9 protein-coding genes are annotated in these 12595 nt (G+C 64.8%); 4 read left to right on the top strand and 5 right to left on the bottom strand.

Annotation, left to right across the window (positions count from 1 at the left end):
* Positions 1-24: 24 nt before the first annotated feature.
* The 3 genes from KY572_RS39925 (at position 25) to KY572_RS39915 (ending at position 6343) form a co-directional block, all read left to right on the top strand.
* A complete protein-coding gene (locus KY572_RS39925; RefSeq protein ID WP_224248986.1) occupies positions 25-5154 on the top strand; it encodes an RHS repeat-associated core domain-containing protein in 5130 nt (1709 codons plus the stop codon).
* Positions 5155-5166: 12 nt separating this feature from the next.
* Positions 5167-5493 (top strand): hypothetical protein, encoded by a 327-nt coding sequence (locus KY572_RS39920; protein ID WP_224248985.1) that lies wholly within the window; start codon positions 5167-5169, stop codon positions 5491-5493.
* 478 nt (positions 5494-5971) lie between these two features.
* Complete coding sequence (locus KY572_RS39915) at positions 5972-6343, top strand: hypothetical protein (protein ID WP_224248984.1); 372 nt, start codon at positions 5972-5974, stop codon at positions 6341-6343.
* 66 nt (positions 6344-6409) lie between these two features.
* On the opposite strand, the gene KY572_RS39910 is transcribed toward KY572_RS39915, so the two are convergent.
* The 5 genes from KY572_RS39910 to KY572_RS39890 form a co-directional block, all read right to left on the bottom strand.
* Positions 6410-7600: a pyridoxal phosphate-dependent aminotransferase gene (locus KY572_RS39910; RefSeq protein WP_224248983.1), complete on the bottom strand. Its 1191-nt coding sequence runs from the start codon at positions 7598-7600 to the stop codon at positions 6410-6412.
* Between the two features lie 51 nt (positions 7601-7651).
* The gene (coaD, locus tag KY572_RS39905; RefSeq protein WP_224248982.1) at positions 7652-8134 is read right to left on the bottom strand and encodes a pantetheine-phosphate adenylyltransferase; all 483 of its coding nucleotides are present in this window, start codon (positions 8132-8134) and stop codon (positions 7652-7654) included.
* 33 nt (positions 8135-8167) lie between these two features.
* The gene (gene rsmD / locus KY572_RS39900) at positions 8168-8725 is read right to left on the bottom strand and encodes a 16S rRNA (guanine(966)-N(2))-methyltransferase RsmD (protein WP_224248981.1); all 558 of its coding nucleotides are present in this window, start codon (positions 8723-8725) and stop codon (positions 8168-8170) included.
* Positions 8726-8729: 4 nt separating this feature from the next.
* Positions 8730-9773, bottom strand: coding sequence for a hypothetical protein (locus KY572_RS39895; protein WP_224248980.1), 1044 nt, complete (start codon positions 9771-9773; stop codon positions 8730-8732).
* Positions 9774-9866: 93 nt separating this feature from the next.
* A complete protein-coding gene (locus tag KY572_RS39890; RefSeq protein WP_224248979.1) occupies positions 9867-10901 on the bottom strand; it encodes a cation diffusion facilitator family transporter in 1035 nt (344 codons plus the stop codon).
* Positions 10902-11014: 113 nt separating this feature from the next.
* On the opposite strand from KY572_RS39890, the gene KY572_RS39885 reads away from it, so the two are divergent.
* Positions 11015-12595: a sigma 54-interacting transcriptional regulator gene (locus KY572_RS39885; protein WP_224248978.1), complete on the top strand. Its 1581-nt coding sequence runs from the start codon at positions 11015-11017 to the stop codon at positions 12593-12595.

Genomic DNA, 12595 nt, shown 5'->3' with positions numbered 1-12595 from the left:
CGGGAGTTCGACGGCAGAGGGCGCTTGCTGTCCGAGTCCGACACCTTTGGACACAAGACGCTGCAGGAGTACGACGGACTGGACCGCCCCACCACCGTGATTCGCGTGAACAGCAAGGGCGCCTCCCCATCGGTGGTGCAGCAGCGCGAGTACTACCCCGAAGGCCAGCTCCGCCGAGAGTACCACCCGGCCACGCACTTCGAGCGCCTCTACACCTTGGACGCGCTGAATCGCGTGACACGCGTCACGGAGTCAGGCGGAGGGTTGTCGAGCCCGCTCGAGACGCGCTACGGCTACGACGAGGCCAGCAATCGGGTGAGCGTCACCGACCGGCGGGGAGTCGAGACGAAGACGGACTATGACTTCGCCGACCGGCCCGTGCGCGTGAGCATAGCCCCTGCGGTGGGAGGTGCCTTCCTGGCGCAGAATGGAGTGGAAGGCATTGTGGGGCAGCAGGGCGTGGTGGCCACGTATGGCTACGACGCCGCAGGCAACCGGGCCTTCGAGACAGACATCCACGGCCATCGGACGAACTACGGGCTCGACTCGCTGTATCGCGTAGTGCGCGTGCAGAGCCCGAGCGTGCCTGGGCCGGACATGGATGCGCCACCTCAGCGTTACGAGACACTCGCGCGCTTCGATCTGGTGGGCAACAAGACGCGAAGTGTGGACGGAAACGCCCACGAGACGCGCATGGAGTACGACTTCGCCAACCGACTCGTGCGCACGGTGGATCCGGTGGGCCGAGAGGAGAGACGCGAATACGACCTCAATGGCAACCCCAAGGTGGAGCGCTGGCTGGCGGGAGGCATCGAGCAGCGTCGTCGCACGGCGCGGTACGACGGGCTGAACCGTCCCGTCGAGGTGAAGGAGACATTCAAGAGCCTGGGGAATGCGACGGACACCTACGAAACGCGGATGGCCTACGCCGACGCGCAGAACGCGGTCGCGACGAAGGATGCCCGCGGCTTCTTGACGGTGGTCCTCAAGGACGACCTGGACCGGACCTACCAGCAGACGGTGGACGCGGCCAGCGAGCCGAGCGGCACACTGGGGCGCACGCCGGATGACTCGAGCGTGGGAAGCGCGCTCGGGCTGACCACCCGCTTCGAATACGACAGTCACGGCCACCTGGCAGCCCAGGTGGACGCGCTGAACCGACGCACCGAGGAGAAGCACAACGCGCTGGGGAGGCTGTTGGAGCGGCGCAAGCCCATGGGCGTCATCGAGTCCTTCGTCTATGACGGCGAGGGTCACGCCATTCAGCAGACGGATGGTCGCGGCATCGTCCGGACCACGGGCTACGACGTCGCGGGCCGGCCGGCGCTCGAGCGGCTGGTGGAGAGCATCTCCCGAGGAGGCACACCGCTCACCACGCTGGAGCGCCTGTACCTCGATACGCCTGATACCGACACCGGTCTGGTTCGCGTGGTGGAGCGGGACGCTCGCACGTTTGAAACCATTCACGTCCAGGACGGCCTGCATCGCGAGGTGCGCGTGCATGACGCACTGAACCATGTTCGCGAGTCCCGCTTCGACGCGCAGAACCTGCGAGTCGCACGCGATGCCAAGGGACACACGACCCGCTACGACTATGACGCTGCGGGAAGGTTCACGAAGCAGCAGGACTTCGACATCAACCAGCCCACGGCACGCTACACCCAGACCAATACGTACGACGATGCCGCACGCAGCGAGACCCTGGTGGACCGGCGCGAGATTCCCACCGTGCGTCTCCATGATGGCCTGGGCCGGCGGGTGAACGAGATGCGAGGCCTCGGCAACACGATCCGCACTGAGTCTACGACCTACAACGCCGCAGGCCTGGCGGTGACACGGATCGATCCTAACCATCACACGAGCAGCTACCGCTACGACGCCGCGGGTCGACTGCTGGAGGAGACACGAGGAGTAGGCACGCCGGAAGCGGCAACAACCCGGCACACCTATGACGCCGTCGGCAACCTGGTCTCCACACTGCGCCCGAGAGACCCAGGCAAGCCCTACACGAACCGCTGGACCTACGACGACCTGAACCGGCAAGTGCGCTCCGAGGATGCCCTGGAGCGAGTCACGGCAAGCGCCTATGACGCCACGGGCAACCTTCTGTGCGTGAAGCGCCCGCTGGGCCACCCGACATTGAGGCACGGTCAGGCGACGGGCCTCACGGTGGAGCAGATCCGGGATCAGGTCTGCACAGGAACCCACGTCACCCGCTACACCTATGACGAGGTAGGCAAGCTCACGGACGTGGTCGATGCGCTGGAAGGGCACTACTCCTTCGTCTACGACGCCACACGCAACCTCGTGGCGAAGCAGGATGCCAACGGGAACCTCTCGACGTTCGAGTTCGATGCACTCGGCCATCGCACCGCCGAGCACGTCCACCTCGACGCGCACTTGCGGCTGACTGCGGCGCACAGAACCACCCTGCCGCTCTTCGAACCAGGCGCCGAGACCCTGTCCGACGTGGGGACCCTTACCTGGCGCTCGACGTACGACGCCAACGGCAACCTCAAGACCTTCACCGACGCCAAGGGGCAAGTAACAGCCTCCGTCTATGGATTGTTGGACCGCCTGGCCTCACGCACCTACTCGAACCACGCTCTGCCGAGAGCCTTCCCCTCTATCGAGGCGCAGAGTTTCACGTACGACGCCAACGGCAATCTCACCGACATCATCGAAACCAAACGGACCGATGCGAGCACTGTCGCTCAGCAGCACACCACACACACGTACGACAAGCTCGACAGGCTTGAGAGCACCACACTCCCTTCGAATAAGAACATCGCCTTCACCTACGACGCAGCGGGGCGGCGAAAGAGCATTACAGATCCGGACAATATCTCGACGAACTACGAGTACGACGCGCTAGGCCGGCTCTCCCAAGCGACGATTCCCGAGGGGACAACCTACTTCAAATACTGGCCTGACTCGCTGCTGAAGAACACGGAACTGCCCAACGGCTTGACGGAAACGCGGTGCTATGACGCTGCTGGCCAAATCACCCAACTCGTCCTGGCCCAAGGGGCCGTTTCCGAAGACTGCACGCCCAAGGGCACGCTACGAAGTCGCTTCGTCTACGTCTACGACTTCAATGGCAATCGTCTGCGCCAGATAGAGACACGCACTCGACCCGATACAGGGTCGATCGCTGCTCCCGAGACCACCACCTACGGCTACGACGCCCTCGACAGGCTCACGGGCGTAGCCTACGCAGATGGTCGCGCGGTCCTCTACCAGTTGGACGCTGTCGGCAATCGCATTGGAGAGCGAGACGCCTCCTCTTCCGTTGTCTCATCACTGGGGCCTGACGCCTTCGACTCGCTACCTGCAGGTCAACTCGCGCGCGACACCTCCGGAACCTTCAACCGTGTTGACTGGCTGATTCGCCTTGCCGATCGACTGGACAGTTCGAGGGAACGTCAAATCAGCTATGACGCTAACGGCAATCTCACCTCCTTCATCTCCTCCTCGCGCATTCGGTCCTTCTCATGGGACATCCGCAACACTTTGACAGTGGTGCACGACAACAATCTGGAGACGGGGCGCTACGACTACGATGCTAACCTCCAGCGAACCTGGCGCCGCACAGCACTAGAGAACGTCGAGTACGTGCTAGATGACGACTTCGTTCTCCAAGAAAAAGACACAGTTCGCCAAGCAATGCGCCGCTATCACTATGCCCATGAGGCCTTGGCTGTTAGCGACAACACGTCTATTTGCACCACTACGAACTTCCTGAGCAACGATGCTCTAGGCAGCGTGTCCGACGCCACCTCCACAACTGGCAGGGTAATGACCGCAAGGAAGTACGACGTGTGGGGGAGTCACATTGGAGAAACGGCTCCCTCAGCCGATAACTTCAAGCTCGGCTATACGGGGCACCAGTTCGACGTAGAGACTGAACTCACGTACGCACGAGCAAGATACTATGACAACGAACTGGGTCGCTTTATCAGCAGAGACCCGCTCGAATTGATTCCGACTGCCGCTCCGAACCTGCACCGATACGTGTACGCCGCAAACAACCCTGCAGTGTACACCGATCCGAGCGGTAAAGTCATCCCGCTGATCATCATTGGCGCAGCACTCATCAGCGCAGAACTGAACTTCTTCAAGCAGGCCGATCAGAACAAAGCCGTTTCGTTCTCGGATGCCACGTCGAGAACTCAATGGGGACAGGTTGCACTCTCAGGTACTGCAGGTGCTGGTGTTGCTGGACTGTCAATCGCTACTGGAGGTGTCGCAACAGCAGCAGCCACCAGCCTAGGCGCAGGAACTGTCCTCGCCACTGCCATTGGAGGAGTTTTTGGCGGGGCCGTAATGGGTGGTGGTGATTCTCTAGTGACACAGTCCATTGATGTCAGCAGCGGTCGCCGCGCATCCGTAAGCCTGCACGAGGTCTCCATACAGGTTGGAGTAGGCTCTATCCTCGGGGGCGCAGGAGGGGCTGTTCTAGGCAAAGCATACTCCACTATAGCAGGCCTCGCCGACGATCTAGGCAACGCTGCAGCCTATGGCTTGCAGGAAGGAGCAACCGAAGTAGTCACTGGTGCTGGCACCGCCATTCGGGCGGCGCGGCCCATCGGAAGCACAGCAACGTCTGGCAGGCTCGGCTCCATTCACGAGAGCGTCACACAAGCGACGGAGAGTCCATCTGGGGGAAGCGCTCACAGCGCCGCCGCAGCAGGTGAGAACGGAGAACTGCCACAAAGCTATGAGGCACTCGCAAGGGCTTATCCCAAGCGCATTCTGAATCTCGGCTCGGGAGATAACCCGATGACCGGTGCGGTCAACGTGGATATCAAGAAACTTCCCGGGGTGGATATTGTTGCGGATGCGAACGATCTACCATTTCCAGCATCATACTTTGACGAAGTGCATGCCATTAACCCTTATGGCTTCAGGCCAGTATCCCAGGAAATCGCACGTGTCACGCGACCAGGCGGCTTGCTAAAGGTTTCTGGGTCCCCAGCGAACAAGTACGCCAAGGCAGTAAAACCTGAAGTAGCGGAGGACGCGGGGTTTGAATTCATTGAATCTGCCCCACTAGAATCAATCCATTCTTTCGGAGTCCCCAAACGGACTGCGGGAACACCCTTGTCGAATACGTCTTCGGCAACTACAACTACCTATCGTCGAAAAAATTAGAAAGGAGCCCAAATGGAGAACATTGCTGACTTCCTCTTCTCAAGACGCGCACAAGCACTACCCGACCAAGGCTTTGCGGAGATCCTTGAGGAACTCATGTGGGCCCTCGATGAAGAGATGGCGTCCCAAATCATCTCGGCAAGACAACAATGGCTAGAAGGAGACAATATAGAAAAAGCTCGCATTGCATTACTGATGCGAGACTCCTTCCCGTACGATAGCCGCGATCGGCTAACCGAGGTGCTTAATCAAGTCCGTCGAAAATGGCCCGAACTCGAAAAAGAGTGCGCCGTTACACTCTCGGCATGGGATCACAGCTTTGGAGCAAAAGAATCCTAATCCGCGTGGCCTTGGGCACGTGCGCGGCCAACACCTGCTCAAGCAGGTTCATCATCTCCGGCTCACCGTCGGTAAGCACCACCACGGGCAGCAGTCGTTGATCGAGCACCCGCTGGACGTCTTGCGCCATGCGCTGTGCCACCAACTTCGCATCGCCTTGAGGCATGCGCCCGTAGCAAAGGCTCTCACATGTCCGACCCTTCACTGAACCCACCCGCAGAAGATCTCCAACTAGCTCAAGAAAGAGGATTCACCTTCGCAGTATGCGAGAAAGCAAAGCGCAGTGCGCCCTGGATCGATATTTTGCGCACCCAAGAACTCGATCAAGCCTTCACGGTCGCTCGGACTCACACAGCATTCGAGACTGGAATTCTCATCAAAACACCCTGAGGCATCCCCTCATCTTGCGGGCAAGCAGACAAGCGCCGAGTTGAACGCTTGATGCGCCAGGTAGGGTGCGGTGCATACTACGTGGCCGGTGAGTTCCTCCGCCATCCCTGAGCAGCAGGTGCGTACCTGCCTCGAAGGCCTCTTCGGAGAGGATCTGCACGCCAAGCGCGTGCTGTCGCTGGCGCTGGCCACGTTGGGAGTCATCCACGCGGCCAGCCTGTCGGTGTACGCCATCGGCCAAGCGGTGGCGCTGGCCCGAGGGGCTCAGGGCAAGCACGGAGTGAAACAGGTGGACCGACTGCTGTCCAACGCGGGTATTGCCGTGTGGAAGCTGTTGGCGCTGTGGGTTCCGTACGTACTGGGCCAACGCACCATACAGGCTCGTGTGGAGCTGGCCGACGAGCGGAGCCGTGTAGCGAGGGAGAGCGGGACGGCCGGCGCGGGAGGACCCATCCGCTGATGGGGGGACCCGCGCCGAGACGAGGGACCCGCGACCTGTGCATCCAGGATCGTGGGTCCGTGTTCTTCAGCTGAGAGCCGCGACGAAATCGCGCATCCGTCCCAGGCCCTTCTGGATGACCTCGCGCGAGGTGGCGAAACTCAGGCGCAGGAAGCCCTCCGCCCCGAACGGCGCGCCCGGCATCACAGCCACCCGGAAGTCGTCCAGGAGGATCTCGGACAGCCGGCTCGAGGTCCCCACCGGAGCGCCCTTGTACGTGCGCCCCAGCAGCCCTCGCACGTCCGGGAACACGTAGAACGCGCCCTCCGGCGTGCGGCAGCGCACCCCGTCCAGCGCGTTGAGCCCTGAGACGATCAGCTCCCGCCGCGCCCGGAACTCCTCCACCATCTTGGTGATGAACTCCGTGGGGCCCTTCAGCGCCGCCACCGCCCCCTTCTGCACCATGGACGTGGGGTTTGACGTCGACTGGTCCTGGATCATCTGCATGCCCGAGATGAGCGGTTTCGGCCCCGCCGCGTACCCCAGGCGCCAGCCCGTCATCGAGTACGCCTTGCTCATCCCGTTCACCACCACCAGCCGCGGGAACAGGTCCGGCGCCACGTTGGCGATGTTCAGGAACTCCCCCTGGTACAGCAGCTTCTCGTAGATGTCGTCGCTGATGATCAGGCAGTCATGCCCGCGCACCGCCGCCGCGATGCCCTCCAGCGCCGCCCGCGAGAACACCGCCCCGCTGGGGTTGCTCGGGCTGTTGATCACCACCGCCCGCGTGCGCGGCGTCAGAGCGCGGCGGATGGCCTCTGGATCCGGCGCGAAGCCGTTCTCCTCGCGCGTCTCGATGAAGACCGGCTTGCCGCCCGCCAGCAGCACCATGTCCGGGTAGCTCACCCAGTACGGCGTGAAGATGATGACCTCGTCACCCTCGTTCAGCAGCGCCTGGAAGATGTTGTAGAGCGAGTGCTTCGCCCCCACCGACACCAGCACCTGATCCGGCGCGTACGTGAGCTGGTTGTCCCGCTGGAGCTTCGCGCAGATGGCCTCGCGCAGCTCCGGGATGCCCGCCGTCGGCGTGTACTTCGTGAAGCCCGCCTTCAGGCTGTCGATCGCCGCCTGCTTGATGAACTCCGGCGTGTCGAAGTCCGGCTCTCCCGCCACGAACCCCGCCACGTCCACGCCCTGCGCCGCCAGCGCCTTCGCGCGTGCGTTCAGCGCCAGCGTGGGGGACGGCTTGATGGATTTGATGCGCTGTGCCAATTGCATGTCCGGGTGGTACCGCGAGTGCACCCGGGCCGACAAGATCTACTGAGCGTCTCAGGGCTTCCGGGCAAACTTCTCCCGCAGCTTCGCGTGCACGTTGTCCGGCACCAGGCCCGTCACATCCCCCCCGAATGACGCCACTTCCCGAACGAGCTGTGAAGAAATGTAGAAATAATCCTCACCCGTCATCATGAAGACGGTCTCGATACCCGGCGCCAGCTTGCGGTTCATGTTGGCCAGCTGGAACTCGTACTCGAAGTCCGACACCGCCCGCAGCCCACGGATCAGCACGTTCACCTGTCGGCTCTTGGCGTACTCCACCAACAGCCCCTGGAAGGCGTCCACCTCCACCCGCTCGTCCGGGCAGGCCTGGCGGATGAGCTCGCGCCGCTCCTCCAGCGAGAAGAGCGGCACTTTCTTCGGGTTCACCGCGATGGCCACGATCAGCCGGTCGAACATCTGCAGACCGCGCTGGATGAGGCTGACGTGCCCGTTGGTGAGCGGATCGAAGGAACCTGGATAGATGGCCACAGGCATGGCGCAGGAGTCTCGGACGCCCTCGGGGGTCGGTCAAGGAATGCGGTAGAAGCTCACCAGCGTGTCCCCGAACCGGCGCTGGTCCTCCCGGGCAAAGCCCTCGTGGGAATCCGGGGCCGGCTCGCGCTTGTCGTGCTCGATGACGAGCAGCCCTCCGGGCGCCACCAAGCCTGCCTTCCCCACCTGCTCCAGCACCGTCTCCACCACCCGCGCCGCGTAGGGCGGGTCCGCGAAGATGAGCTCGAAGCTCTCGCCCCGCCGGCCCAACGCCTCCACCGCCTTCGCCACCGGCTGGCCCAGGATCTCCACCTGGGCGGTGAACCCCAGGGTGTCCGTGTTCTGCCGGCACAGCCCCAGCGCCTCTCGGTCCGAGTCCACCAGCACCGCCCGGCCCGCCCCTCGGGAGAGGGCCTCCAGCGCCAGCGCCCCCGTGCCCGCGTAGAGATCCAACACCGCCTGCCCCTCCAGCCACTGGCCCAGGACGTTGAAGAGCGTCTCCCGCACCCGGTCCGCCGTGGGGCGGATGTGCCGGGATGTCGTCTTCGGCCCCTGGATCGCCCGCCCCTTCGCACTGCCCGCGACGATTCGCATCGGCTCAATCGCCCCGGTTCTCGGCCAGCCACACCATGGAGCGCCAGCCCGTCCGCGATACCCCCAGCAGGGACAGCACCTCGGTGGCCTCGGTGAAGGACAGCGCCTCCAGCTTGTCGCGCGCGGAGTCCTCCAGCGGCTGCAGCTGCTCCTCGATGAGCCCCAGCAGCTCGCCCGGGGGCACCCCCGTGGCCTCCGCCTTCTGCTCCACGATGGCCCGGGCGTCCGCCGGCCACGCCGCCAGCGCCAACCGCTCGAAGGGGCCCGCGCAGTCCACCTTGCGCACCCCCGCCGCCACGAAGGTGGGCAGCGATCGCAGGGAGCGCTCCCCCACGTCCGCCACCGTCACGCTCACCCCGAACTCCGTGGCCAGCTCCACCAGCAGGTGCAGCAGCCCCACGTCCAGATCCTCCTCGCCGAACACCGCCGCCGGCACCCGCAGGAAGCGCACCGGCACCCCGCCCTTGCGCAGCCCCGCCAGCAGCGGGCGGGCCGTGTCCGTCAGGCTCTCGCTCTCGCGCGCGGGCATCGGGAGGGTCAGCTCCAGCGGCAGCTCCCGCTCCCGGAGCGGCGAGGAAAGCGACCGGACCACCTCCACCGCCGCGCTCGCCTCCAGCCGCGACACGTCCAGCGACACCAGGGAGAACCCATCATCCACCAGCCGGAAGATGGCCTCCTGCTGCACCGCCAGCCCCTCCGGCTTGGGCTTCGCCACCCGCACCGGCCCGGCCTGCAGGAAGATGGGGCGCGAGTGCTCGGCCTCCGCGGCCGCCGCCCTCACCGTGGCCAGGAAGCGCTCCGTGGCACCCCGGTCCGCCAGCGGGTGCGAGCACGCCAGCCCCAGCACCGAGTCCTCCGCCCTCGCCGCCGCCAGCAGCCCAGGCACGGACGCCTTGGCCCGCACGGGCACACAGGGCAGCGCCGCCGGAGACCCCTCCAGCGCCCGCAGCAGCTCGCTCGGGCTGAGCAGCGGCAGCCGGGAGCCCTGCCCCAGCCGCGCCACCGCGTTCGCTGGCCGTAGCGCCAGCACCTTGTCCAGCACAGTCATCGGCCGCCGAGGATGGTCCGACTCCTCGGCCTCTGCAAGACAACTGAGCACCGAGCGTCGTCTCCCTACCGCTTGGATGCCCCTCGGGGAGCCTCAGTGCACCTCGCCCACGTGGGCGTAGGCCTCGCTCTCGATCTGGATCGTGGTGTGATCGATGCCGAACCGGTCGAACAGCTCGTGCTTCACCGCCGAGAGGATCTCGTCGTTGTTGCACGCCAGCGCGTTCACCACCACCAGGTGCACCGAGAGCGCGTACAGCCCGCTGGAGATTGTCCACACGTGCAGATCGTGCACCGCGCTCACGCCCTGGACCTTCAGCAGCAGCTCCCTCACCGCCTCCAGGTCCACGTGCGCGGGCACCGCCTCCAGCAGCACGTCCACCGCGTCGCGCACCAGCCGGATGGCCCCCACCACGATCACCACCGAGATGAGCACGGAGATGAGCGGATCCACGATGAACCAGCCCGTCAGCGCCATGATCCCCGCGCCCACGAGCACGCCCACGCTGGACAGCGCATCCCCCAGTACGTGCAGGAACGCCCCGCGCACGTTGAGCGAGTGCGTCCGGTGCAGGAAGCCCAGCGCCGCCAGGTTCGCCACCAGACCCACCGTCGCCACCACCGCCATGGGGCCCAATTGCACCGGCGCCGGCGCGCGGAAGCGCTCCCAGGCCTCCACGAGGATGACTCCGGTGATCCCCAGCAGCAGCACGCCGTTGAACAGCGCGCTGAGGATCTCCATCCGGTAGTACCCGTACGTCTTCTTCAGGTCGGCCGGCTTGCCCGCGAACCACAGCGCCAGCAGGCTCAGCGCCAGCGCGGACACGTCCGTGAGCATGTGGCCCGCGTCGGACATCAACGCCAGCGAGTTCGTCAGGAAGCCGCCCACCGCCTCCGCCAGCGCGATGGTCGCCGTGAGGATCAGCGCGAACAGCAGCCGATTCCGGTCCTTGCGCCGCTCGTCGGCCAGGTTGGCCGGCCTCCGAGGCGGGTGTCCGTGCCCATGGCCGTGCCCATGCCCGTGCCCATGCCCGTGGTCATGGTCATGGTCATGCCCGGCATGATCGTGCCCATGTCCGCCACTGTGGGCCTGCCTCGAACCGCGTCGGGTATGCGCCGATGTAGTCACGGGAGAGAACCCTGCGGACAGCGCGCCGCTCTCAGTATATGAGCATCGGCTGAAATTCGGACACTCGGCAGCCTCGAGATGTCCTGGCCCGGGACATGGGCACGAGGAGCGGGATGGAATTCGAGAAGTACCAGAACCTGCACACCATCATCATGCTCAAGGAGGTCATCCGCAAGTGGTGGCAGGCGGAGCTGGTCTTCGCGGACAAGCATGGGGTGGTGCAGGAGTGGCAGCGCGGCGATATCATCCCGCCCCCCAATGACTTCTGCCGCCTGTCGCTCCTCTCCAAGGAGGGCAGCCGTCGCTGCAGTCAGTCGGTGCGCGTGCTCCACGAGAAGTTCAAGAGCAGCAAGCGCCTGCGCCGGGCCCTCACCCACGACTGCCACCTGAACTTCACCATCATCGGCGCCCCGCTCTACATCGACAACGAGTACGAGGGGATGCTCTTCATCGAAGGGTTCGCCCGGCAGCCGCCCGGCGAGCGCGAGGCGGAGGTGCTCAAGTCGCAGATCCGCGAGCTCACCCCGGTGGACACCGACCTGGATCGCGCCGTGGCGCGCGTGCCGGTGATGGACGCCTCGGAGATGGGCAAGCTGGCCGACCTGCTCGAGTTCGCGGTGAACGAGATCGCCAGCTACGAGGCGGAGCTGTCTCGCAAGGACGAGACGATCCACTCGCTCTCCAACGAGCTGTCGGACCGCTACCGCTTCGAGAAGATCATCGGGCGCTCCACGGCGATGATGGAGGTGTTCAAGCTGATGGAGAAGGTGGCGAACTCGGACTCCACCGTGCTCATCAACGGCGAGTCCGGCACCGGCAAGGAGCTGGTGGCGCGCGCCATCCACCACAACGGCCCGCGCAAGGACAAGCCGTTCGTGGTGCAGAACTGCTCGGCCTTCAACGACAACCTGCTGGAGAGCGCCCTCTTCGGCCACACGCGCGGCTCGTTCACCGGCGCGCTCCGGGACAAGAAGGGCCTGTTCGAGGTGGCCGACGGCGGCACCTTCTTCCTGGACGAGGTGGGAGACATGTCCGCCGCGCTCCAGGTGAAGCTCCTGCGCGTGCTGCAGGAGGGCACCTTCATCCCCGTGGGCGGCAACCACTCCAAGGAGGTGGACGTGCGCGTCATCGCCGCCACCCACAAGGATCTGGGCGAGCTGGTCAAGAAGGGCGAGTTCCGCGAGGACCTCTACTACCGCATCAACGTCATCCGCCTGCACCTGCCGGCCCTGCGCGATCGCCGCGAGGACCTGGCCATCCTCATCGATCACTTCCTGCGCAAGCACCACCGCGAGAACCAGCGCACCCGAGGCCTGTCCCAGGAGGCGCTGGCCATCCTCCACGCCTACGCGTGGCCGGGGAACATCCGCGAGCTGGAGAACGAGATCGAGCGGCTGCTGGTGCTCGGAGGAGATCTGGATCTCATCCCCCCGGATCTCATCTCCAGCCGCATCCGCGACGCGGTGGTGCCCGGGGGCGCCACGCTGATGTCGCCCGTGCGCGCCACCGGCAAGCTGAACGAGGCGGTGGAGGCCCTGGAGCGAGAGATGATCCAGCGCGGCCTGGTGCGCACCCAGTACAACAAGAGCCGGCTGGCCCGGGAGCTGGGCATCAGCCGCTCCAACCTCATCCTGAAGATCTCCAAGTACGGCCTGGACCGGGGGTCGGACGCCACCGAAGGGGCGGAAGACTGA

This window comes from Hyalangium gracile, from assembly GCF_020103725.1.
Lineage (GTDB): Bacteria > Myxococcota > Myxococcia > Myxococcales > Myxococcaceae > Hyalangium > Hyalangium gracile.
This window is presented reverse-complemented; position numbering and strand designations above follow the sequence as displayed.

Bases quoted from the DNA above. Each gene is read 5' to 3' on its own strand.
- rsmD (WP_224248981.1), bottom strand. From the start codon at position 8,725: ATGCGAATCGTCGCGGGCAGTGCGAAGGGGCGGGCGATCCAGGGGCCG.
- KY572_RS39910 (WP_224248983.1), bottom strand. From the start codon at position 7,600: ATGCAATTGGCACAGCGCATCAAATCCATCAAGCCGTCCCCCACGCTG.
- KY572_RS39885 (WP_224248978.1), top strand. From the start codon at position 11,015: ATGGAATTCGAGAAGTACCAGAACCTGCACACCATCATCATGCTCAAG.
- KY572_RS39920 (WP_224248985.1), top strand. From the start codon at position 5,167: ATGGAGAACATTGCTGACTTCCTCTTCTCAAGACGCGCACAAGCACTA.
- coaD (WP_224248982.1), bottom strand. From the start codon at position 8,134: ATGCCTGTGGCCATCTATCCAGGTTCCTTCGATCCGCTCACCAACGGG.
- KY572_RS39895 (WP_224248980.1), bottom strand. From the start codon at position 9,773: ATGACTGTGCTGGACAAGGTGCTGGCGCTACGGCCAGCGAACGCGGTG.